This window comes from Limnohabitans sp. (genome assembly GCF_017848645.1).
GTDB lineage: Bacteria > Pseudomonadota > Gammaproteobacteria > Burkholderiales > Burkholderiaceae_C > Limnohabitans_A.
This window is the reverse complement of record NZ_JAFEIF010000019.1, coordinates 1-22,502: the sequence shown is the minus strand read 5'-3', so window position 1 is coordinate 22,502 and position 22,502 is coordinate 1. Positions and strand designations below refer to the sequence as shown.

Here is a 22,502-nt window from a genome sequence, read left to right as displayed (position 1 = left end):
GGGCTCATGGCACGCCACAGTGCAAGCACCACAAGCCATTCAAGAGAAAAAACGTGCCACCACCCTCATCCCTGACGCCCATCATCGCCGTGCACCTGAGCCTGGCGCTCAGCGCCGTCGCCATCGGCCCTTGGGTCCTCTGGGCCCGCATGGGCGCAACCCTTCGCCCCCAACTGCACCGCGCCTTGGGCTACGCCTGGGTCACCTGCATGCTGGGGGCGGCGCTCACGGGCATGTTCATCCGCGACTTCCGGCTGCCCAACCTTTGGGGCTACACGCCCATCCATTTGCTCATTCCGCTGACCCTGTTCAGCCTGTTCCGGGCCTTCCGGTATTTGGCGGCGGGCAACATCACCGGCCACCGCAAAACCATGCAATGGCTGTATTTCTGGGCCTGCATCGTCACAGGCATGTTCACCCTGCTGCCCGGGCGTTATTTGGGCCAACTGGTTTGGGGCCAATGGCTGGGTTGATTGAGCCAGGGACTTTGAGTCGTGCACCACAAGCATAGCCAACGCTCACCAAGCACGAAGTTGGATGTTTTTGTAGGAGCCCACCCCTGTGGGCGATGGCGAGCCTGCAATCGCCCACAGGGGTGGGCTCCTACCAAGAGACCAACTCAACCACAACAAAACCCATGAAAGCAACTGCATCATGACCACCCCTCTCCAAACATTCACCCGCCTGGCGTGCGCCTTCAGCTTGCTGGCCGCCAGCGCCAGCCAGGCCCAAGTCACCTCTGTGGGCATGCGCCAGATTCAGACGAACGGCATGCCCATCACCTTGGTCTACCCCACTGCGGCAGCGGCCCAGCCCGTGACCCAAGGGGCATTCACCGTTCAGGTCGCCAGCAACGCAGCGCCTTTGCCAGCTGATTCAACAGCGGCATCGGGCAAACGGGCGTTGATTGTCTTGTCGCACGGCACCGCTGGCAGCGCCTTGCCCGAGCACACGCTGGCCGCCACACTGGCCCGCGCCGGTTTTGTGGTGGCCCAGCCCGAGCACCGGGGCGACAACTGGCAAGACTTCAGCAAAGCAGGCCCCGAGAGCTGGAAAACCCGCCCGCAAGACGTGAGCGAGACCATCGACGCCGTGGCGCGTGACCCCGAGCTGGCCCCATTGGTGGACACCCGCCGCGTGGGCGTGCACGGCATGTCGGCAGGCGGTGTGACTGGCCTGGTGCTGGCCGGGGCGCAGTGGCGCATGTTGAATTTGATCCAGCACTGTGCGCAGAACCTGGACGCGGACATCGGCTTTTGTCTGAACGGCTTGGGAGGAAAGACCTGGCCCCAACTGCAGCGCAAAACCCAGTTTTTATTGGCGAAAGTTTTGACCGAAAGCAACGCCCCCGACAACTTGAAAGTGGTGCACAGCGGCAATGTCAAGACAAAAGGCCAAGGCCATGACCCGCGCCCCGACCCCCGTGTGGCAGCCGTCAGCCTGGCCGTGCCCGTCGGGGTCATCTTCACCCCCGAAAGCCTGGCGCGCATCCGCATCCCCGTGGGCCTGAGCACATCGGGCGATGACGGTGTGCTGCTGACCCGCTTTCACAGCCAGCATGTGCTGAAACATTGCACCCGCTGCACCACCTTGTCGGACCACCCGCAAGCGGGCCACTTTGACTGGCTCTCGCCCTGGCCTACCAGCGTGGCCCAAACCGTGGCTGCCACCCAAATGCGCGGCGGCCTGCCCAAGCCCGAATTCACCGACGCAGACCGCCAAAAAGCCTTCGACCAGATCGCGGTATTCTTCAAACAAAAGATCTGAATCAGCCATGAACACCAACGCCCTTCTTGCCTGGCTCCCGCCCCAGCACCGTCGCCCCATGCTCCAGCGCTTACTGATCGTGTGGGGCGTGGCTTTGCTGATCGGCTTGGCCACCTGGAACGGCAACGTGGCCAAAGGACATCCCAGCGCCATCGATGTCTCGATGGTCTACGCCTACGCCATCTCCACCTTCATTTGGCTGCTGACCGATGTGCCGCGCTTTGCCTTCAAGCGCCTGCTGCACTCACCCGCGCCCTACTACTGGCCGCCTGCGCTGCCCGCCATGCTCATGCTGTTGGTGGGCATTCCGCTGGGCTATGTGCTGGGCACGCTGGTGGGCGACTCTTATTCAGGCAAGTCCACTTGGGAGTTGTGGTACCTCAATCGCAACCGCTTTTTGGGCCTGATGGTCAGCGCCCTCGCCATCAGCGTCGCCTTCGTCGCGTATTTCAGCCAACGCGGCAAAGCCGAATCGCTGGCCAACGAGGTGACACAGGCCCAGCTCATGCTGCTGCAGTCGCAGCTGGAGCCGCACATGCTGTTCAACACGCTGGCGCATTTGCGGGCCTTGATCGGCCAAGACACGGCACGCGCCCACGCCATGCTCGACCACCTGAACGACTACCTGCGCACCACGCTGCAAGCCACGCGACTGCCGATGTACCAAGCGCTGCACCCGCTGGGCGACGAGTTCTCTCGTCTGGGCGATTACCTGAGCCTGATGGCGATCCGCATGGGGCCACGCATGGCGTTTGAGCTGGACTTACCACCCGCATTGGCCACAGCGTCCGTGCCGCGCTTCATCCTGCAGCCGCTGGTGGAAAACGCCATTCGCCACGGCCTGGAGCCCCAGGTCAGCGGCGGCCGCATCGAGGTGCAGGCCCGCGCCGAAGGTGCGCAGCTGCTGCTGACGGTGCGCGACAACGGCAGCGGCATCAGCGAACTGGCGCTGACCGATGCAGCACGCCCGCTGCAGGCAGACGGCGCACAAACCGGACCCTCTTGGGGCCTGAGCCATGTGCGCCAGCGCCTGCACACCCTGTATGGCCCACGCGCGGGCATGCACATCAGCCCCTTGCCCACGGGCGGCACTTGCGTGGTGCTGACATTGCGTTTCACAACTCCCACCGCATGAACACTCCCACCGCCCTGATCGCCGAAGACGAGCCCCTGCTGGCGCAAACCCTGGCGAACGAATTGCGCGCCCTGTGGCCCGCGCTGCGTGTGCTGGCCATTGCGGGCGACGGGCTGAGCGCCGTGCAACTGGCGCTGCAACACCGCCCCGATGTGCTGTTTTTTGACATCCGCATGCCCGGCCAAACCGGGCTGGAGGCCGCCGCCGAACTGGCCGAAGAATGGCCCGAAACTCACACTTTTCCGCTGCTGGTGTTTGTGACCGCCTATGACCAATACGCCATTGCCGCGTTTGACGCGCAAGCGGTGGACTACGTGCTCAAGCCCGTGCGCGCCGACCGGCTGGCCCAAACCGTGGCGCGGCTGCAAAACGGCCTGCGCCAGCGCCAGCCCGGCCCCCAAACCAGCGAACAACTGGACCCGGTGCTCCAACAACTGCGCGCCTTGCTGAGCGCGTCCACCGAAGCCGCCAAACCCGACGCTCCCTTGCAACTGCTGCAAGCCAGCGTGGGCAACCAGCTGCGCATGGTGCCGGTGACCGATGTCCTGCACCTGGAAGCAGCCGACAAATACGTTCGCGTGTTCACCACCGACGGCACAGAAGTGCTGCTGCGCACCCCGCTCAAAGAACTCATGCAGCGGCTCGATGCACAAGTGTTCTGGCAAATCCACCGAGGCTCTGTGGTGCGCGCCACGGCCATCGAATCGGTCACCCGCGACGAATCAGGGCGTTTGAGTTTGCGCCTGAAAGGCTTGCCCGATCGGCTGGCCGTGAGCCGCCTTTACGCGCATTTGTTCAAGGCCATGTGAACTGACGCCGGTTCTCAGGAACCTTTTATTTATTCACGAAAAAATCGCTTATCCCATTAAAACCGTTGAATAATATGAATTTTATCCATTCAAGTATCTATTCATGACGGAAGCGCAATTGCCACAAACGCTGCGCCGCTTGGGCGGGCACGCCAGCAGCGTCCAACTGCAACAAGCCTTGAACGCCAGCCAAGCCACGGTATCGCGTTGGCTTGCACCACTGGTGGCCGATGGGCGGGTGGTCAAGGTGGGGGCAGCGCGTTCACAGCGCTACCTCCTGCCGCGAGAGGTGTCGGGCGTGGGCACGCAAGTCGTGGTGCATGAGGTGCAGGGCGATGGCACCGTGCGCGCCTTTGGCACCTTGTACCCCTTGAGCGGCGGTACTTTTTGGATGGAAGAAAACGACAAAAACCACGGTCACAGCGAACACCACATCAACCTGCCCTGGTTCGTGTACGACGCCCGACCACAAGGCTTTTTGGGCCGCGCCTTTGTGCAGATCCACGCTGCTTTGCAATTGCCGCCACAGATCGGCCACTGGAACGACGAACACATCTTGCGCGCCCTTTGTCAAGCGGGCGAAGACCTGCCCGGTAACCTGCTCCTTGGCAGCGCCTCGTTGCAGCGTTTTTGGGGCTTGGCTTCGCCGCTGCGCAGCACTGCAACAGTGGTGACGGAGCCCCAGCGCCAATACCCAGCGCTGGCCGAGCAAGCCTTGGGGCAAGCCCTGAACGGCTCCAGCGCAGGCGGCGAACAACCCAAGTTCACTGCGGTGGTGGGCGGGCACCCGGTGATCGTGAAGTTTTCGCCCACGGGCGACAACCCAGCAGCCCAACGTTGGCGAGATTTGCTGGTGTGCGAAGCGCTGGCCTTGCAAACCCTGAGCGAGGCAGGCGTGGCCGCAGCGCACACTGAGATCGTTTTGGCAGGCGGGCGGGTGTTCTTGCAAAGTCAACGCTTTGACCGTACAGCCCAGGGCGGCCGCGTGGGCATGGTGTCATTGGAAGCCTATGACGCACGTTATGTGGGCTTGGGCAACCAATGGTCTGCTCTGGCGGCGCTAACGCACCGTGCCGGCTCCGAACGCTTGAACCCATCAGACGTGCAAACGCTTTGCCTGCTCGATGCGTATGGCGCGCTCATCGCCAACAACGACCGCCACCACGGCAACGTCTCGCTGCTGCTGCATGACAACCGCTGGCAACTCGCGCCCGCGTACGACATGCTCCCCATGCTCTACGCGCCCGTGGCAGGCGAAGTGGTGCCACGCGAATGGCACATCCAAACACCGCGCCCGAACGAGCACACGTTGGGCGTGTGGCCCACCGCCCAAGCCTTGGCACGCCGCTTTTGGCTGCGCGCCGCCGCTGACGAGCGCATCAGCCCTGAATTTCGCGAACTGGCGCTCTCACACACCGCATGAGTGCGCAAAAAGCAAGCTCAGTCAACACCGCCCATCGGCCTCAACCCAACGAATTCCCCCTTTCGCCTAAACGGTATCTCGAACCCAATCGTTGGGGCAGGTACATTGCTTGACGTGTCACAGCCCAATCTTCACAAAACCGCCCGCCTCGGCGCGTTCGCCATCGCCGCCGTGTGGCTGGCTGTGGCCGGGGTGTTGTATCTGGTATTTGATCGCATGGAGCAAAACCGCCAGGCCAGCCTCAAGCCCTATGCACTCAGCTCGGGCGATTTGGTCATTCCGCGCCAGCGCGACGGGCATTTTCATGTCGAGGGCGAAGTCAACCGACAGCCCGTGCGCTTTTTGGTGGACACCGGGGCCAGCCATGTCAGCGTGAGCCAAGCGCTGGCCACCCAGGCCGGGCTGCCTGCGGGCCAGAGCATTACCTTGAGCACCGCCAACGGCCAGCGCCCGGGCCAACTGGTGCGCAGCGTGCCCGTGCGGGCGGGGCACCTGGTGCTCAACGACACCAGCATCACCGTGGGCCTGAGCGGCATGCCACCCGAACAAGCGCTGCTGGGCCAGGCGTTTTTGAAACACTTTGACGTGGAAATCCGGCGCGACGAGATGGTGCTGCGCCAGCGGCCCTGAAACAACACAGGCCCTGAAACACGCCTTGAAACACGGGCTTCAATACGTCCAATTTCCTGTCGTCGTACAGCCTTCAGCTGGGTAACATTTGAATACAAGAAGCCGCAATTCATGGACTTTAAAACCTAAAATGGCCACTTTTTCAAGCCCTCAGTTCCCATGAAAAAGCTGCTTCTCATCTCTTTGGCCACCGTGACCTTGAGCGCCTGCGTGCAAGAAGGCTCGCGCACCCTGCCCGTCCAAAAAGTCGAATCGGCCGCACGGCCCCAAGTCGGCCCCCGCGTGCCTGTTTCGGTGGGCAAGTTTGACAACCGCTCCTCGTTCATGCGCGGCGTCTTCTCCAACAACGAAGACCGCATGGGCAGCCAGGCACAAACGATCTTGGTCACCCACCTGCAGCAATCGCAGCGCTTCAGCGTCCTCGACCGCAGCGTCATGTCCGAGATCAAGCAAGAAGCCGCACTCAAAAAACAAAACCAAAACATCCAAGGCGCTGACTATGTGGTCACGGGTGACGTGACCGAATTTGGCCGCAAAGACGTCGGTGACCGCCAGCTGTTTGGCATCCTGGGCCGTGGCAAAACCCAAGTGGCCTACGCCAAAGTCAACCTCAACATCGTCAACACCCTCACCTCTGAGGTGGTGTACTCCTCGCAAGGCGCGGGCGAATACAGCCTGTCCGAGCGCGAAGTCATTGGCTTTGGCAGCACCGCCGGTTACGACGCCACGCTCAACGGCAAAGTGCTCGACCTGGCCATCCGCGACGCGGTGAACAACCTGGTCAGCGGCATCGACAGCGGCGCATGGCGTCCTACGCCATGAGCCCGGCCGCCCGCGCCAACAGCCACACCCCAAGCCGTCAGCCCAGCCGCACCGCCGCCAAAGTGGCGCTGCTGGCCTTGGCCTTGAGTTTGGGCGGCTGCGCCAACAAAGCCACGCCCCCGCTCTACGGCTGGCACGGTTTTGAGCAAAACCTGGACACTTTCTTCCGCCAAGACCGCGAAAGCCCGGACACCCAGGCCAAACGCATGGAAGACGACCTGCAGAAAATCCGCGCTGCAGGCCAGGCCACGCCCCCCGGCTTCATGGCCCACCTGGGCTTGCTTTATGGCAAACAGGGCGACCTGGCGCGCTTTCAGCAAAACCTCGAAGCCGAAAAACAGCAATTCCCTGAATCCCAGACCTTCGTGGATTTCTTGCTGCGCAAATTCAAATCCAAGTGAGCTCGCCCCCGTCCATGAAGCCTTTCCTCCCATTCCTGGCCCCGGCCATGGCCGTGCTCATCTTGAGCGGCTGCGCCACCAAGCCCCCGGTTCCGTTTGATTACACCCAGTTCAAAGCCAGCGACCCCAAATCCATCCTGGTGCTGCCCCCGGTGAACAAAACGCCGGAAATTCGCGCGCCCTACAGCATGCTGTCGCAGGTCACCTTACCGCTGGCCGAATCGGGCTACTACGTCTTGCCCGTCTCACTGGTGGACGAGACCCTGAAAGAAAACGGCATCACACAAGCCAACGACGCCCACGCCCTGCCCACGGCCAAACTGCACGAGATTTTTGGGGCCGACGCCGCGCTCTACATCACCATGACACGCTACGGCACCGTGTACAAAGTGGTCGACAGCCAAACCACCGTCTCGGCCGAAGCCCGCCTGGTGGACCTCAAAACCAACGCCGTGCTCTGGACCGGCAACGCATCGGCCAGCAGCGCCGAGCAACAAAACCAAAGCCAAGGCGGCCTGGCCGTGCTGCTGGTCAGCGCCCTTGTCAGGCAAATCGTGGGCACCGTCACCGACCACAGCCACCCCATGGCCGGCGTGACCAGCCAGCGCCTGCTGCGCGCCGGGCGGCCCCATGGCCTGTTGTACGGCCCACGCTCACCGCTCTACAAACAAGAAGACGCGGCCAAACCCCGCTGAACGCAGCAGCTCAGTGCCGCTGCCACTGATCGCGCTGATCACGCTTCCCACGCCAACCACCGCGCTCCCGCTCCTCCTCGCGCAACTGCCTGCGCTCTTGGCCACGCTGCCCACGGTCGTGCTCGTGGCTCCAAATTTGCGCAGGAGGACGCGCCCGGGGCACATGATCCCGAGGCTCATGAACACGAGGCACATGAACCCGGGGGACATGAACCTGAGGCACAACCACCACACGCGGCGGCGGGGCATAAATCACACGGGGCGGTGCGTAATAGACCGGACCAGGCACGCCCACATGACCATAAACCGGGGCATGGCCGATGCGCGAATGCACCGACACCGACGGCTCCACAAACACCGGGTGCGCGCAGCCCCCCTGCATCAAAGCCAGCCCCAACAGCCCGAGCCAGGCCAATGGCCTTGAAAACGACGACTTGAACGGAAAAAGCATGACAAAGTTCCTCTGGTGACGTTGGCTTTTCTTGAAAGCAGGCTCCCTGCCCCTTTAGCGCGACAGCCCGGGCTTTGGTGCACCGTCAGGGCTTTACAGTCGTGTCGATTCGTAACGTGCGCCACCCGCCGGGGCACGCGCCAGCCCCTAAAATCAATGGCTATGACCACCCCCACCGCCCCAGACAACAACGCCGACCACAAAGTCAGCAACTTCCTGCGCCAAATCATCGAAAAAGACCTGGAACACGGCACCTACGCCAGCCGCCGCTGGGCAGGCAGCCCGGGAGACGCCGCGCACCACGCCGCAGGTCAACCCGATCCGGCCAAGATCCGCACCCGCTTTCCGCCCGAGCCCAACGGCTACCTGCATGTGGGCCACGCCAAAAGCATCTGCATCAACTTTGGGCTGGCCAAGGAATACGGCGGCGTGTGCCACCTGCGCTTTGACGACACCAACCCCGAAAAAGAAGACACCGAATACGTCAACAGCATCATCGACGCCGTGAAATGGCTCGGTTTTGACTGGGCCCAACTCGGCCAAGCCGCCGGAAGTGCTGCGCCCTACCAGGCCAGCGACTACTTCGATTTCATGTACCGCGCAGCCGAAGCGCTGATCGAAGCCGGCTACGCCTATGTGGACGAACAAAGCGCCGAAGACATGCGCGCCAACCGGGGCGACTTTGGCAAACCCGGCGTGGACAGCCCCTTCCGCACCCGCACCGTCGCAGAAAACCTGGCGCGATTCCGCGAAATGCGTGACGGCAAGCTGGCCGATGGCGCCGCCGTGCTGCGCGCCAAGATCGACATGGCCTCGCCCAACATCAACCTGCGCGACCCGGCCATCTACCGCATCCGCCGCGCCACCCACCACCACACGGGTGACACCTGGTGCATCTACCCGATGTACACCTTCGCCCACCCCATCGAAGACGCGCTGGAGCAAATCACCCACAGCATCTGCACGCTGGAGTTTGAAGACCAGCGCCCGTTTTACGACTGGCTGATGGAGCGCCTGTGCGAATGCAAGCTGCTGGCCGCGCCCAGCCCCAAACAATACGAATTTGCCCGCCTGAACCTGACCTATGTGATCACCAGCAAACGCAAGCTGGCGCAACTGGTCAATGAAGGCAAAGTCAGCGGCTGGGACGACCCACGCATGCCAACCATCGCGGGCCTGCGCCGCCGTGGCTACACGCCCGAGAGCCTGCGCTTGTTTGCCGACCGCATTGGCGTGACCAAGAGCGACAGCTGGATCGACTACAGCACGCTCGAAGGGTGCCTGCGCGAAGACCTGGAAAACAAAGCCCACCGCGGCATGGCCGTGCTCGACCCCGTCAAGCTGGTGCTGAGCAACTGGGCCGAAGCCTTTGGCAGCGACGGCCACACCGAAGCCTGCACCCAACCCGCCCTACCCCACAGCGCCGTGGCCGAGGGCCAAACCCCGCCAGCTGACCGCACTTTCCTGATCGGCAAAGAGGTGTGGATCGAGCGCGAAGACTTTGAAGAAGTGCCGCCCAAAGGCTACAAGCGCCTGTTCCCTGGCAACGTGGTGCGCCTGAAGGGCGGCTACGTGATCGAATGCACAGGATGCGCACGCGACGCGGCGGGACGCGTAACAGAGGTGCACGCCAAAGTGATCCCCGGCACCAAGAGCGGCACCGCCGGCGCCGACAGCGTCAAAGCCAAAGCCGCCATCACCTGGGTGAGCGTGGCCGATGGCGTGCAAGCCGAAGTGCGCCTGTACGACCGCCTGTTTGCCGAAGCGCACCCCGACGCGGGCGGCAAAGACTTCTTGCTATCGCTCAACCCGGACAGCTTGAAAGTGGTGACGGCGTATGTGGAGCCATCATTGGCCGGGGCGCAGCCGGACCAGAAGTTTCAGTTTGAGCGCTTTGGCTACTTTGTGGCGGACCGCCTGGACCATGTGGCGGGAGCCAAACCGGTATTTAACCGGGTGACGGGGTTGAAGGACAGCTGGGGCAAGTGAATGACAACCCCACTCGCAAACCCTCGCGTTGGCCCGCAGCTGACCCCCAGCCCACGCGCACTGCAAAAGGCATTGCTGCAATCGGCAGACCGGGCACAACGACTGGCGCAAGCCTTTGGCAAAGTTGTACCCGCTGAAAAGAACAAAAAAGGAGCGCACGGCCTGAACACACCTGACCGCACAGCACGGCCAGCCCAATGACTTAAATACAAGCCCTTATGACTCTGAGCATCAAGAGCGCCCCCCCCGGCAGCGACAGCGTCAAAGCCAAAGCCGCCATCACCAGGGTAAGCGGGGCCGACGGCGTGCAGGCCGAAGTGCGCCTGTACGACCGCCTGGATCACGTTCCTGGGATCAAGCCGGTGTTTAATCGGGTGACGGGGTTGAAAGATGGCTGGGCAAAGTAACGGCCACGCCTCTTAGTTAAGAGCAGAAAAATACCAGGGTAGCGCCAAACACCAAAATGCCATGCAACAAATCGAATCCTTGCGCCTGAAAAACTTCCGCGCTTTTCAAAATGTGCACCTGAAGAATATTCCGCGCTTTTGCGTGCTGGTGGGTGCCAATGGCACTGGCAAAAGCACCTTGTTTTCGGTGTTCGCTTTTTTGCGTGATGCCATGACCACCAACGTCACGGCAGCGCTGGGGCGCTTGGGCGGCAGCCGTGGTCTGGCAGAAGTGCGCAGCCGGGGCAGCAGCGGCCCCATAGAAATCGAAATCAAACTGCGCGCCACGCTGGCCGATGGACGCTCACGTCTCATCACTTACGAGCTGCATGTGGACGAACTTGACGGCCGTCCCGCCGTAACGCGGGAGGTTCTTCAATACCGTCGTGGCAGCCGGGGGCAACCTTGGAAGTTTCTGGATTTTTCAATGGGTCGGGGTGAAGCAGTCACAAACGAACTGGATACCGTAGAAGATGAGCGGCAATTACAGCGTGAGAGTCAAACACTCAAAAGTCCTGACATTCTGGCCATCAAGGGGTTGGCCCAGTTTGAGCGTTTTCCGGCTGTTGTTGCTTTGGGAAACCTGATCGAAAACTGGCACCTGTCTGACTTCCACATTAACCGTGCCAGACCTGAAGCTGAATCGGGCTACGCCGAACATCTGTCGCGTGAAGGTGAAAACTTGTCTTTGGTTGTGGAGTTTCTCTACAAAAACCACCGCCCTGTGTTTGACAGGATTCTGGAGCGCCTGAAACAGACGGTGCCTGGCGTGACCAAGGTGGAGGCCAAAACTACCGAAGAGGGTCGCGTCCTGCTCAAGTTTTCAGATGGCAGTTTTGAAGACCCGTTTCTGGCGAAATTTGTCTCGGACGGCACCATCAAAATGCTGGCGTATTTGGTCTTGTTGTACGACCCAGCACCCCACCCCTTGCTGTGTGTTGAAGAACCAGAAAATCAGCTTTACCCGTCCTTGCAATGGGATTTGGCCGAAGAGTTCAGGACTTACGCCATGCGTGGCGGTCAAGTCTTTGTGACAACCCACTCGCCCGACTTCCTTAACGCAGCGGAACTCGGTGAAGTGTTCTGGCTGGTCAAAGAAAACGGCTACACCCAAGTTCATCGCGCTGCTGACGATGAGCAGATCAAAGCCTATATGGAGGCTGGTGACCAAATGGGTTATTTGTGGAAACAGGGCCTTTTCCCGGGAGCCAACCCTTGAGCCGAAATTGGGTGTTTTTTCTGGAAGAACCATCCGCAGAAGATTTCTTGCGTGGGTTTCTTGCAAGGCACACGCCTGCAGATGTCACGCTGCATTTTCAGGTTTTTGAAGGCAAGCAGGATCTGGAAAAGCAACTCGCCCGACGTATTCGTTATTGGCGTCTACCCAACTCTCAGTTTTTAGTCATGCGAGACCAAGACAGTGGCGACTGCGTCCAAATCAAGCAGCGGCTCCGTGCCTTGTGTGATGAAGCTGGCCGACCAGAAGCCGTCATCCGAATTGCTTGCCGTGAGTTGGAAACATTTTTTGTGGGAGATTGGGAGGCGATCGCTATAGCCTTTGAAAAACCCGCATTGGCAGCACACGCGCGTTCTGCCAAGTTCAGAGCACCGGATCATTTGGGCAGCCCTTATGAAGAGCTGAAACGTGTACTTCCTTTTTACGGCAAGCGCGATGGTGCAAGGCGTATATCACGCGCCATGGTGCCCGAACGCAACCGCTCTACCAGTTTCCAATTTCTATTCAAAGCGCTGTCCGGTTTTTGAACACCGACATCGGGTGCGCAACCAGTTCTCACGCAACGTCTGCACGGACACACCCCGCAAGCCTTTGCGCAAGACGCGCTGGCCTTGGCGCTGGCGCAAGAGCTGGTGGCCAGGACCGCAGCCTACCCTTGGCGCAGCGAAGCTTTGCTTACATGCCCTACATGCACAGCGAATCCGCCCTGGTGCACACCCAAGCCGCCCTCCTGTTTGCGCAGCCGGGCATGGAAGACACCCTGCGCTTTGAGCAGCGCCACCAAACCATCATCAAACCCTTTGGCCGCTACCCCCACCGCAACGCCATCTTGGGCCGACAGTCCACGGCCGAGGAGCTGGCTTTTTTTAGTGAGCCGGGGTCGGGGTTTTAAGCCTTGCTGGCACTTGGTCAATCGTCTACCGTTGAGATACATACATCACCATAAATTATCAAAAAAGATATAAAATGAAACGCATCCATTGGCTAGGCACCAGTCTCAATGCGGTCAGAGAATTTCCCGATGAAGCTCGGGCCATGGTGGGTACGGAGTTGCGGCAGATTCAAAACGGTTTGATGCCCAGCGACTTCAAACCCATGACGACCGTGGGCGCTGGCGTTTTCGAGATCCGGGTGCGAGCAGGCAACCAGTACAGGGTGATTTACGTGGCCAAATTTTCAGAGGCGGTGTATGTGCTGCATGCTTTCGTCAAGAAGACACAGAAGACCGCCGCACCCGATTTGGAGTTGGCGCACACCCGTTACAACGCATTGCTGAACACAAGAAAGGCAGGCAATCAGTCATGAGCAACAAACTGAACATGGTCGTTGGCAGCGACAACGTCTTCCACGACCTCGGCTTTGCCGAACCCGAAGCGCAAAACCTGTTGCTGCGCGCCGACTTGGTCTCGCACATCCGCAAGGTCATCCTTAAACTCGACATCACCCAAGCCGAGGCCGCACAACGCGCTGGCATCAGCCAGCCGCGCATGAACGATCTGGTGAAGGGCCGCACCCACAAATTCACGCTCGACGCACTCGTCAATGTGGCGGCGAAGTTGGGTTACACCGTCAAGCTGTCTGTAAAGCGGGTGGCTTGAAACAATAAACCCACAAGCTATACGCAGACGGTCGGGGTTTTAGCTCCTACCAACTCAAGTGCTCTGACGCCCCAAAAAATACCCAAATAAGGTATGATCAAACCCATTATGGGTATGAATAGCGCTTCAATCACCTCTTCCATCGCCGACGCGCTGTTTTCAAAGGTGCGTCAGCGCGTGCTGGCCGTGCTGTTTGTTGCGCCGGACCGCAGCTTCTACACCAACGAAGTTATTGGCTTGGCTCAGTCGGGCGCAGGGGCTGTGCAGCGCGAGTTGGCCGATCTGGCTGCAGCGGGTTTGCTCACGGTACGCAAACAGGGCAACCAAAAACACTTTCAGGCCAACGCGGCTTCGCCCGTGTTTACCGAGCTGCGCGCTCTGGTGCTCAAAACCATGGGGCTGGCCGATGTGCTGCGCACGGCGCTCTTGCCGATTGCGCCGCAAATTTCGTTGGCGTTTGTGTTTGGCTCCATGGCCAAGCAGCAAGACACCAGCGCCAGCGATATCGACGTGCTGCTGGTCAGCGACACGCTGGGCTATGGCGATGTGTTCGCGGCGCTGGAGCCCGCCAGCCAAACGCTGGGGCGCCCCATCAACCCTGCCATTTACTCAGCAACCGACTTCAAAGCCCGCCAACTGGGTGACAATGCCTTCATCAACCGTGTGATGCAACAGCCAAAGATATGGCTGATCGGCCAGGAGGAGTCACCGCAACATGAGCCCACCCACCCCACTTGAAAATCTGAGCGGCCCCAGCGGCTCGCTCAAAGCTGAGCCACCCGACGCCGCCGAAATCGCGGGTTTGCTGCGAACGGGCAGCACCCGCTTGAACGATGCAGCCAGCGCCACACTGGCGTTGGAAAGCCGCTTTGATCTGGCCTACAACGCTGCACACGCCTTGTGTTTGGCTGCAATGCGAAAGAAAGGCTTTCGCCCGAGCAACCGCTACATAGTCTTTCAGGCATTGCCACACACACTGGGGCTGGGGCCTGAGGTTTGGCGCGTGCTGGACTTGTGTCACAACAAGCGCAACCTGGGCGAGTACGAAGGCATGATGGATGTCGATGCACGCTTGGTCACCGATCTGATCGCCGCCGCCCAACGCGTTTTGATCGCCCTTCAATCCCCTGACTGAACAGCCATGCCCTCGACAGCGCTGGCGTTCTCGACAGCGCCGCATGCAGCTGGAGACATTTTTCACATGCAACCCCACTCCATCCTCCACTTCTGGTTCACCGAACTCACCCCAAAGCACCACTTCGCCAAAGACGCCGCCTTGGACGAAGCCATCCGCACCCGCTTCGGGGCCACGCTGGTGGCGGCGGCGCGGTGTGAGTTGTTTGCCTGGCGCGCCACACCCGAGGGGCGCTTGGCCGAGGTCTTGGTGCTCGACCAGTTCTCGCGCAACGTCTACCGCGACACGCCCCAAGCCTTTGCGCAAGACGCGCTCGCCTTGGCGCTGGCGCAAGAGCTGGTGGCCAGTGGGCAAGACCGCAGCCTGCCCTTGGCGCAGCGCAGCTTTGCCTACATGCCCTACATGCACAGCGAGTCCGCCCTGGTGCACACCCAAGCCGCCCGCCTGTTTGCGCAGCCGGGACTAGAAGACACCCTGCGCTTCGAGCAGCGCCACCAAGCCATCATCGAGCGCTTCGGCCGCTACCCCCACCGCAACGCCATCTTGGGCCGCGAGTCCACGCCCGAGGAGCTGGCGTTTTTGAGTGAGCCGGGGTCGGGGTTTTAAGTCATCCGCCTTTGGGTGGGCAGCGCGGATCAATCGCTTTAAACTACACCCCATGCGACCTTCCGAAGCACTTTCACTCCACCGCGCTCAGATCCGAGAGATTGTGCTGCGTCACCACATGAGTGATGTGCGCGTGTTCGGCTCTGCCTTGCATGGCGACGATACCGCCGACAGCGATCTGGATTTGCTGGTCGAGCCCACGGCCCAAACCACACTGCTGGACATTGGTGCCATTCGTTTTGAGCTCAAGCAACTGTTACACATGGAAGTTGATGTGCTCACCCCCAACAGCCTGCCCGCCAGTTTCCGCGAGCTTGTGCTGCGCGAGGCCAAGGCGGTATGAGCCGCACGCACCCACAGCGGGTGACCGATTATTTGGGTCATATTTCCCAAGCCATTTCTCGCATTCAGGACTACACGGCCAACATGACGATCGACAGCTTCATGGCCGATCAAAAGACATGTGATGCGGTCATTCGCAACCTGGAAATCATTGGTGAAGCGTGCAACAACGTGACCAAACATCACCCAGCATTTGCGACACAACACACCGAAATACCTTGGGGTTTTGCCTATGAAATGCGCAACGCCTTGGCACATGGTTATTTCACTGTGGACTTGACCATTGTTTGGCAAACTTTGCAAAACGATCTGCCCACACTCAAAGTTCAGCTCGATTCCATCGTTCCTGAGTGAGCAGGGCTCGGGGTTTAAAGCCATTTTCAAAGCCCATGGGTGGCCATACCCCATGGCTTACGCGCATAACGAACCTTACGAAATTAACAAATCAAGCTAAAGTGACGGGGCCAGCATCTTGGGTGCTGGCCCCGTTTCGTTGATCAAGCGGGTGCACAAGGAAGAACACCATGAACACGCTTGCCTTCCCCCCTCCTGCTGCCCCGGAAATGCCCCGCGACAAAGCCAGCGGCCTAGACCCTTATGCCTCAGAAGCGCAAACCAATGCGCTGCTGCGCTTTGGCGCGCAATACCGGCTGCAACGCATTCAAGCCGCTGACATGATCACCACCGACGAAGCCGCTGCCCTGTCGGGCACCACCCGCGTGACCATGAACGCATGGATCAAAAGCGGCCGCTGCATTGGTGTGTCGCACCTGCGCCGGGGCTACAAGCTGCCCCGCTGGCAGTTCGAGCCGTTCATCTTTTCGGTCATCGCACCCATGGCTGCTGCCTTGGCCTCGACCGACGGCTGGCAACTGCTGGCTTTCCTGGAAAGCCCGCACCCGGCACTCGACGGCCAGTCACCCCGCACCGCGCTGGAGCAAGGCACACCCGCCCAGCGCGTGATCAATCTGGCAATGGCGCAGAGGCATTGACCGCCTATTGCCTTCAACTCCCGCAGCTTGCGTGCATTGCGATGTTGGATTTCCCAGACGCAGATTGAAGCGACGTCATTTTTTTCAATTTCCTAATTCCATGAAACCCGACTCCATCCTCCACTTCTGGTTCACCGAACTCACCCCCAAGCACCACTTCGCCAAAGACGCGGCCTTGGACGAAACCATCCGCACCCGCTTTGGATCCACACTGGCGGCAGCAGCGCGGTGAGAGTTGTTTGCCTGGCGCGACACCCCCGAGGGGCGTTTGGCCGAGGTCTTGGTGCTCGACCAGTTCTCGCGCAATGTGTACCGCGACACCCCCCAAGCCTTTGCGCAAGACGCGCTGGCCTTGGCGCTGGCGCAAGAGCTGGTGGCCAGTGGGCAAGACCGCTGCCTGCCCTTGGCGCAGCGCAGCTTTGCCTACATGCCCTACATGCACAGCGAGTCCGCCCTGGTGCACGCGCAAGCCGTTGCCCTGTTTGCGCAGCCGGGCATGGAAGACACCCTGCGTTTTGAGCAGCGCCACCAAGCCATCATCGAGCGCTTTGGCCGTTACCCCCACCGCAACGCCATCCTCGGCCGCGAGTCCAAGACCGAGGAGCTGGTGTTTTTGAGGGAGCCGGGGTCGGGATTTTGAGCCCGACCGGCAAGTGTTGTCATTCTTGACAACACGCTAGCTGTGTTGGCAAAATAGCCAACATGCCTGCCACGCTGATCACCCGATTCAAGAACATCACGCCCGATGGTGGCGTGATTGAGCTGGTGGTCTGGCGGGTGCCCACGCCAGTTCCCCCCACCGAGCACGGTTTTAAATACCGTGCGGTCTATGCCAAGGATGGCGCTCGCATCGTTGGCTTTGACAACGAGCGGGGCAAAGGCGACCACTGCCATTTGGACGGGCAAGAGATGCCTTACAGATTCGCAGGCGTGGATCAACTGGTGGAAGACTTCATTGCCGCTGTAGCGGCCAGGAGAACAACATGACCGAACGTTTTTTGACCATCACTTTGCAACCCGACTGGCAAGCCGGTTTGCGTGCAGCTGCCCAAGCGGCACAGAAAAGCACTTACCAAGGCGAGGTGCTCAATTTTGAAAGCCCAGGTCATTTCTTTGGACAGCTGACCGAAAAGCGCTGGGCACTGGTGCGCACCGCGCAAGGCAAGGGCGAGCTGTCGGTGCGCGAATTGGCCCGCTTGGTGGACCGCGACGTCAAGCGCGTGCACGAAGACGTGGTGGTGCTGGCCGACCTGGGGCTGCTGGAGCGCACCGAGTCTGGCGGGGTGGTCTGTCCTTACTCGTCCATGCACATCGACATGGTTCTCAAAGCAGCATGAACCCAGCGGTCATGCAACCCCACTCCATCCTCCACTTCTGGTTCACCGAACTCACCCCCAAGCAGCACTTCGCCAAAGACGCTGCCTTGGACGAAGCCATCCGCACCCGCTTCGGGGCCACGCTGGCGTCGGCCGCGCGGTGTGAGTTGTTTGCATGGCGCACCACGCCCGAGGGGCGCTTGGCCGAGGTCTTGGTGCTCGACCAGTTCTCGCGCAACGTTTACCGCAACACCCCCCCAAGCCTTTGCGCAAGACGCGCTGGCCTTGGCGCTGGCGCAAAAGCTGGTGACCAGTGGGCAAGACCGCCGCCTGCCCTTGGCGCAGCGCAGCTTTGCCTACATGCCCTACATGCACAGCGAGTCCGCCTTTGTGCACACCCAAGCCGCCCTCCTGTTTGCGCAGCCGGGACTAGAAGACACCCTGCGCTTCGAGCAGCGCCACCAAGCCATCATCGAGCGCTTTGGCCGCTACCCCCACCGCAACGCCATCCTCGGCCGCCCGTCCACGCCCGAGGAGCTGGCGTTTTTGAGTGAGCCGGGGTCGGGGTTTTGAGCAATATTGAAAGCCCATGGGTGACCATACCCCATGGCTTACGTAAATAACGAACTTTACGAGATTAACAAAGCAACTTAAAATCACGGGGCCAGCATCTTGGGTGCTGGCCCCGTTTCGTTGGTCAAGCGGGTGCACCAGGAAAAACACCATGAACACCCTCACCTTCCCTCTCTCTGCCATCCCAGATTTGCCCCGTGACAAAGCCAGCGGCCAAGACCCTTACGCATCAGAAGCGCAAACCAATGCGCTGCTTCGCTTTGGCGCGCAGTACCGGCTGCAACGCATTCAGGCGGCTGACATGATCACCACCGACGAAGCGGCCACCCTGTCGGGCACCACCCGCGTGACAATGAACGCCTGGATCAAAAGCGGCCGCTGCATTGGCGTGTCGCACCTGCGCCGGGGCTACAAGCTGCCCCGCTGGCAATTCGAGCCGTTCATCTTTCCGGTCCTCGCGCCCATGGCTGCTGCCTTGGCCTCGACCGACGGCTGGCAATTGCTGGCTTTCCTGGAAAGCCCGCACCCGGCACTCGATGGCCAATCACCCCGCACCGCGCTGGAGCAAGGCACACCCGCCCAGCGCGTGATCGATCTGGCCACGGCAGAGGGGCATTGATCGCCTATTGCCACAGAACCTCGCTAAACTTGTCCCATGCAACCCGCCATTGCCCAACACCCCGAGTCGATTGATGCGGCGTGACCCTTGCGCTTAGGAGTGTGAAACATGCCAACGATTGCAATCTTCTTCGGAATCATCGTGCGCATGTGGCACGACGATCACCCTCCACCGCATATTCATGTGGAATACCAAGGGTTTGAAGCTTTGGTCGCGATTGAAACCGGTTTGGTCTCTCAAGGCGAGCTTCCACGAAAAGTCGCCAGCATTGTGAAAGACTGGTGCCTGCTTCACCAAACGGAACTGTTGAATAATTGGGAAAAAGCCCAACACTTCGAACCTCTAGACCGCATACAAGGAGCCGACCGTGATTAAGTTGCTCGATGTAAAGACCATTGCAGCCCATCAATTGGAACTGACCTTCAGCGACCATACTCAGGGCGTTTTTGATGGCGCCCGGTACTTGGCCGACCGCCAAGGCCCATTGTTGGAGGCGTTGCGTGACCCGGCTTATTTTTCGAAATGCTTTGTAGATGCCGGTGCACTCTGCTGGCCCAACGGGCTGGAACTTTCAGCCTCTCGTCTGCATGAGCTGTCTCATGCCGTCAAAGCCGCTGCTTGATCAGAAACGGTCTCAGCAAGATAACTAACTTTACGTATTTTGCTAAATCACGGGGTATCCCACCGAGCACGGCTTCAAATACCGTGCGGTCTATGCCAAGGATGGCGTTCGCATCGTTGGCTTTGACAACGAGCGGGGCAAAGGCGACCACCGCCACTTGGACGGGCAAGCTGGTGCGAGAGTTGGCCAGGCTGGTGGAGCGCACCGAATCTGGCGGTGTGCTCTGCCCTTACTCCTCCATGCACCACTTCGCCAAAGACGCGGCCTTGGACGAAGCCATCCGCGCCCGCTTCGGCGCAGCGCAGCTTTGCCTACATGCCCTACATGCACAGCGAGTCCACGCCCGAGGAGCTGGCGTTTTTGAATGAGCCTGGGTCGGGGTTTTGAGCCTTTTTCAAAGCCCATGGGTGGCCATACCCCATGGCTTATAGAGATCACCAATGCTCTGCCGCGCCTTGAGTGCCCCGCGATAACCCCTGCGTGAGAAGCCCCAGTTGACCGGCTGCGATGAACGGCGTTCGTGTTTTTTTACCCTGGCTTGTAACCTTTTCTGATTCATGACGAATTGACCATTGACTGGGTTTTGTTTGTTCAAACACTGGTCATGTGTCTCACTTCATTTTTTCTTCAATAGGACTCCATATGAACGCTCTCAACATGAAAACCGCTTCCAGCTTGGCATTGACCGCCGCCTTGTTGGCCTTGTCTTCCACCGCGTTTGCTGCTGACAAGCCCGCCGGCTCCAGCGGCAAAGCGATTGGTGCCAAAGACACCGTGCATTGCTACAACGTGCATGCGTGTAAAGGCAACAGCGACTGCAAGACAGCCGAGCACGCCTGCAAAGGCCAAAACGCCTGCAAGGGCCATGGCTTCAAGGCCCAAAGCGCTGAGTCGTGCTTGAAAGCTGGCGGCGTCATCGGCGACCTGTAATTCACCCCCGCGCAGCGCCCATGCCCAACCACCGCAACACCAACGCGCCTCGGCGCGACGACCAGACCGGCTTTGGGCTGGGCCTGCGCACCACGCACTACCACGACTATTTGCGGGAAAAACAGCCGCTCGATTGGCTTGAAATCATCACCGACAACTTTTTGGGCGATGGTGGCAAACCCTTGGCCATGTTGGATCGCATCCGGCAGGACTATCCCTTGGCCATGCACGGTGTGGCCATGTCGATTGGTGGCACCGACCCGCTGGATTTGGACTATTTAAAACAAGTCAAAACACTGGCTCAGCGAATTGAGCCCTTGTGGGTTTCCGATCACTTGTGCTGGACGGGGCACTACCACCACCGCTTGCACGATCTCTACCCATTGCCCTACACCGACGAAGCGGCGCGACATGTCATCGAACGGATTCTCCAAGCACAAGAGGTCCTGGGGCGTCGGCTCGTGATTGAAAACGTCTCCAGTTACATCGACTTTGCGGCCTCAGCTCAGACCGAATGGGAATTCTTGACACACGTGGCTGACGAAGCGGATTGTCTGTTGCTGGTGGATGTGAACAACATCTATGTGAGCAGTGTGAACCAAGGCTTTGATGCGTGGACTTACCTGCAAGGGTTGCCCGCACAGCGGGTGCAACAAATCCATTTGGCGGGCCACACCCACAACGGCGATCATTTGGTGGATACCCACGACCACCCCGTTTGTGATGCGGTGTGGCAGTTGTATGCCCAAGCGAGTGCTTTGTATGGCCCGGTGGCCACCATGATCGAACGCGATGACCACATTCCCCCCTTGCCGGACTTGTTGGCTGAGTTGAACTTGGCTCGGCAAACGCGCACCCACGCCATCCCAGCCAGCCAGCCCCCAGTGGCGCATGCGCCGTTGGTGGCGGTGCCCGATGTGGGTCAGCCTGCATCGTTGCACCACACCCAACAACAGTTGACCCAATACATTCTGGGATCGGACACGGCAGACCCCGCCAGCTTGGCCTTGGTGGCCCAAGCACCCCAGGTCAGTGCCGCACAACGACTGGGCATTTACCACCACGCCTACCGTGCGCGCATGGTCGAAACCTTGGCAGATACATTTGCCCGCACCGAGCGCTTTGCGGGCAGCGACAGCTTTACCGTGTGGGCCACGCAGTATGCCGAACAAAGCCCGCCGCAGAGCCGCTCATTGAGCCGCTATGGCGAAACTTTCCCTGCGTTTTTGCAGCAACGTTTTCCACACAACCCCGAGCTGTTTGAACTGGCCCGGCTGGACTGGGATTTGCGCAGCCGCTTCGACATGGCCGACACTCCCGCGCTGGACAGCGCACTGGCGGCCGAACTGCCACCTGAGACCTGGCTGCAAACCGAAGACACGCTGCACCCGACCGTGCTTTTGCGCACCATCCAAACCAATGTGGTGGCGCTGTGGCAAGCACTGGACGCCGATACCGATGTGCCGCCGGCCCAAGCGCTGGATGAACCTTTAGGCATATTGGTGTGGCGGCGCGACCAGCAGCCGCACTTTCAAACCGTTTCCATGGCGCAATGGACCTTCATGAACCACTTGGCTGCCGGTCAGAGCTTGCTCAGCGCCAGCAACGCCATGTCTGAGTCAACCTTGCTGTCGGTCGACGTTCTGGGCAGCTGGTTTCAGGAAGCCTTGGCACAGGGGTGGTTGATGCAAAGCGCCGTGCTGATGACAGCCGATGTCTGAGGCGGCTGGTCCACGAGCCCGAAGCTGGCCCATGTGCAGTGCACGGCGCTCTTGTCCTGTGTGATACAACAGCCAAAAATATGGCTGATTGGCCAGGCGAAGTCACCGCAACATGAGCCCACCCACCCCACTTGAAAACCTGAGCGGCGCCAGCGGCTCGCTCAAAGCTGCGCTACCCTATGCCACCGAAATCGCGGGCTTGCTGCGAACGGGCAGCACCATGACCCCCCATCACATCACCAC

Annotated in this window: 31 protein-coding genes and 2 pseudogenes; 32 read left to right on the top strand and 1 reads right to left on the bottom strand. The window is 60.2% G+C overall.

Translation table 11 applies throughout. From position 1 onward, the window contains the following. The first annotated feature begins 53 nt into the window (after positions 1-53). From QZ190_RS05035 to QZ190_RS04995, 9 genes are all read left to right on the top strand, one after another. Positions 54-473, top strand: coding sequence for a DUF2306 domain-containing protein (locus tag QZ190_RS05035; RefSeq protein WP_291914224.1), 420 nt, complete (start codon positions 54-56; stop codon positions 471-473). A gap of 181 nt (positions 474-654) precedes the next feature. Continuing rightward, a complete protein-coding gene (locus QZ190_RS05030) occupies positions 655-1,767 on the top strand; it encodes a prolyl oligopeptidase family serine peptidase (RefSeq protein ID WP_291914222.1) in 1,113 nt (370 codons plus the stop codon). Between the two features lie 7 nt (positions 1,768-1,774). Then, a complete protein-coding gene (locus QZ190_RS05025; protein WP_291914219.1) occupies positions 1,775-2,902 on the top strand; it encodes a sensor histidine kinase in 1,128 nt (375 codons plus the stop codon). Continuing rightward, entirely contained in the window at positions 2,899-3,711 is an 813-nt protein-coding gene (locus QZ190_RS05020; protein ID WP_291914216.1) for a LytTR family DNA-binding domain-containing protein, read from the top strand. The genes QZ190_RS05025 and QZ190_RS05020 overlap by 4 nt, the downstream gene beginning before the upstream one ends. 103 nt (positions 3,712-3,814) lie before the next feature. Further along, positions 3,815-5,134, top strand: a complete 1,320-nt coding sequence (gene yjjJ, locus QZ190_RS05015; RefSeq protein ID WP_291914214.1) for a type II toxin-antitoxin system HipA family toxin YjjJ — start codon at positions 3,815-3,817, stop codon at positions 5,132-5,134. A 114-nt stretch (positions 5,135-5,248) separates the two neighbouring features. Then, positions 5,249-5,764 (top strand): TIGR02281 family clan AA aspartic protease, encoded by a 516-nt coding sequence (locus tag QZ190_RS05010; RefSeq protein ID WP_291914212.1) that lies wholly within the window; start codon positions 5,249-5,251, stop codon positions 5,762-5,764. A 159-nt stretch (positions 5,765-5,923) separates the two neighbouring features. Then, positions 5,924-6,586, top strand: a complete 663-nt coding sequence (locus QZ190_RS05005) for a CsgG/HfaB family protein (RefSeq protein ID WP_291914209.1) — start codon at positions 5,924-5,926, stop codon at positions 6,584-6,586. Next, the gene (locus QZ190_RS05000) at positions 6,568-6,987 is read left to right on the top strand and encodes a DUF4810 domain-containing protein (RefSeq protein WP_291914207.1); all 420 of its coding nucleotides are present in this window, start codon (positions 6,568-6,570) and stop codon (positions 6,985-6,987) included. Before QZ190_RS05005 ends, QZ190_RS05000 begins: the two co-directional genes overlap by 19 nt. Before the next feature lie 14 nt (positions 6,988-7,001). After that, entirely contained in the window at positions 7,002-7,682 is a 681-nt protein-coding gene (locus QZ190_RS04995) for a DUF799 domain-containing protein (protein ID WP_291914203.1), read from the top strand. 10 nt (positions 7,683-7,692) lie between these two features. On the opposite strand, the gene QZ190_RS04990 is transcribed toward QZ190_RS04995, so the two are convergent. Then, on the bottom strand, positions 7,693-8,133 hold the full coding sequence (locus QZ190_RS04990) for a hypothetical protein (protein WP_291914202.1): 441 nt from the start codon (positions 8,131-8,133) through the stop codon (positions 7,693-7,695). A 162-nt stretch (positions 8,134-8,295) separates the two neighbouring features. On the opposite strand from QZ190_RS04990, the gene QZ190_RS04985 reads away from it, so the two are divergent. From QZ190_RS04985 to QZ190_RS04875, 23 genes and pseudogenes are all read left to right on the top strand, one after another. Next, positions 8,296-10,122 (top strand): glutamine--tRNA ligase/YqeY domain fusion protein, encoded by a 1,827-nt coding sequence (locus QZ190_RS04985; RefSeq protein WP_291914199.1) that lies wholly within the window; start codon positions 8,296-8,298, stop codon positions 10,120-10,122. Between the two features lie 218 nt (positions 10,123-10,340). Then, complete coding sequence (locus QZ190_RS04980; protein WP_291914263.1) at positions 10,341-10,529, top strand: hypothetical protein; 189 nt, start codon at positions 10,341-10,343, stop codon at positions 10,527-10,529. 61 nt (positions 10,530-10,590) lie between these two features. After that, entirely contained in the window at positions 10,591-11,787 is a 1,197-nt protein-coding gene (locus QZ190_RS04975; protein ID WP_291914197.1) for an AAA family ATPase, read from the top strand. Then, entirely contained in the window at positions 11,784-12,332 is a 549-nt protein-coding gene (locus QZ190_RS04970) for a DUF4276 family protein (protein ID WP_291914195.1), read from the top strand. The genes QZ190_RS04975 and QZ190_RS04970 overlap by 4 nt, the downstream gene beginning before the upstream one ends. Positions 12,333-12,493: 161 nt before the next feature. Continuing rightward, positions 12,494-12,697, top strand: coding sequence for a DUF924 family protein (locus tag QZ190_RS04965; RefSeq protein WP_291914193.1), 204 nt, complete (start codon positions 12,494-12,496; stop codon positions 12,695-12,697). A 74-nt stretch (positions 12,698-12,771) separates the two neighbouring features. Continuing rightward, positions 12,772-13,110 (top strand): type II toxin-antitoxin system RelE/ParE family toxin, encoded by a 339-nt coding sequence (locus QZ190_RS04960; protein ID WP_291914191.1) that lies wholly within the window; start codon positions 12,772-12,774, stop codon positions 13,108-13,110. Next, on the top strand, positions 13,107-13,403 hold the full coding sequence (locus QZ190_RS04955) for a helix-turn-helix domain-containing protein (protein WP_291914188.1): 297 nt from the start codon (positions 13,107-13,109) through the stop codon (positions 13,401-13,403). The genes QZ190_RS04960 and QZ190_RS04955 overlap by 4 nt, the downstream gene beginning before the upstream one ends. Before the next feature lie 114 nt (positions 13,404-13,517). Beyond that, positions 13,518-14,141 (top strand): nucleotidyltransferase domain-containing protein, encoded by a 624-nt coding sequence (locus QZ190_RS04950; RefSeq protein ID WP_291914186.1) that lies wholly within the window; start codon positions 13,518-13,520, stop codon positions 14,139-14,141. Beyond that, complete coding sequence (locus QZ190_RS04945) at positions 14,119-14,538, top strand: hypothetical protein (protein ID WP_291914184.1); 420 nt, start codon at positions 14,119-14,121, stop codon at positions 14,536-14,538. The genes QZ190_RS04950 and QZ190_RS04945 overlap by 23 nt, the downstream gene beginning before the upstream one ends. 66 nt (positions 14,539-14,604) lie before the next feature. After that, entirely contained in the window at positions 14,605-15,144 is a 540-nt protein-coding gene (locus QZ190_RS04940; RefSeq protein WP_291914182.1) for a DUF924 family protein, read from the top strand. 52 nt (positions 15,145-15,196) lie between these two features. After that, entirely contained in the window at positions 15,197-15,487 is a 291-nt protein-coding gene (locus QZ190_RS04935; protein WP_291914180.1) for a nucleotidyltransferase family protein, read from the top strand. Then, complete coding sequence (locus QZ190_RS04930) at positions 15,484-15,840, top strand: DUF86 domain-containing protein (RefSeq protein WP_291914178.1); 357 nt, start codon at positions 15,484-15,486, stop codon at positions 15,838-15,840. The genes QZ190_RS04935 and QZ190_RS04930 overlap by 4 nt, the downstream gene beginning before the upstream one ends. A 170-nt stretch (positions 15,841-16,010) precedes the next feature. Continuing rightward, positions 16,011-16,478: a hypothetical protein gene (locus tag QZ190_RS04925; RefSeq protein WP_291914177.1), complete on the top strand. Its 468-nt coding sequence runs from the start codon at positions 16,011-16,013 to the stop codon at positions 16,476-16,478. A gap of 100 nt (positions 16,479-16,578) precedes the next feature. After that, a pseudogene (locus QZ190_RS04920) lies at positions 16,579-17,118 on the top strand (DUF924 family protein). Between the two features lie 62 nt (positions 17,119-17,180). Further along, positions 17,181-17,465: a DUF6516 family protein gene (locus QZ190_RS04915; protein ID WP_291914175.1), complete on the top strand. Its 285-nt coding sequence runs from the start codon at positions 17,181-17,183 to the stop codon at positions 17,463-17,465. Further along, complete coding sequence (locus QZ190_RS04910) at positions 17,462-17,815, top strand: hypothetical protein (RefSeq protein ID WP_291914174.1); 354 nt, start codon at positions 17,462-17,464, stop codon at positions 17,813-17,815. Before QZ190_RS04915 ends, QZ190_RS04910 begins: the two co-directional genes overlap by 4 nt. An 11-nt stretch (positions 17,816-17,826) precedes the next feature. After that, a pseudogene (locus QZ190_RS04905) lies at positions 17,827-18,367 on the top strand (DUF924 family protein). Between the two features lie 151 nt (positions 18,368-18,518). After that, positions 18,519-18,986: a hypothetical protein gene (locus QZ190_RS04900; RefSeq protein ID WP_291914172.1), complete on the top strand. Its 468-nt coding sequence runs from the start codon at positions 18,519-18,521 to the stop codon at positions 18,984-18,986. 108 nt (positions 18,987-19,094) lie between these two features. Then, positions 19,095-19,361 (top strand): DUF4160 domain-containing protein, encoded by a 267-nt coding sequence (locus QZ190_RS04895; RefSeq protein WP_108330595.1) that lies wholly within the window; start codon positions 19,095-19,097, stop codon positions 19,359-19,361. Then, on the top strand, positions 19,354-19,608 hold the full coding sequence (locus QZ190_RS04890; RefSeq protein ID WP_291914161.1) for a DUF2442 domain-containing protein: 255 nt from the start codon (positions 19,354-19,356) through the stop codon (positions 19,606-19,608). Before QZ190_RS04895 ends, QZ190_RS04890 begins: the two co-directional genes overlap by 8 nt. A 116-nt stretch (positions 19,609-19,724) precedes the next feature. Further along, a complete protein-coding gene (locus QZ190_RS04885; protein ID WP_291914160.1) occupies positions 19,725-19,976 on the top strand; it encodes a hypothetical protein in 252 nt (83 codons plus the stop codon). 274 nt (positions 19,977-20,250) lie between these two features. Beyond that, positions 20,251-20,538, top strand: coding sequence for a hypothetical protein (locus QZ190_RS04880; protein WP_291914158.1), 288 nt, complete (start codon positions 20,251-20,253; stop codon positions 20,536-20,538). Positions 20,539-20,558: 20 nt separating this feature from the next. Beyond that, a complete protein-coding gene (locus tag QZ190_RS04875; protein WP_291914157.1) occupies positions 20,559-22,259 on the top strand; it encodes a DUF692 family multinuclear iron-containing protein in 1,701 nt (566 codons plus the stop codon). Positions 22,260-22,502 lie beyond the last annotated feature (243 nt).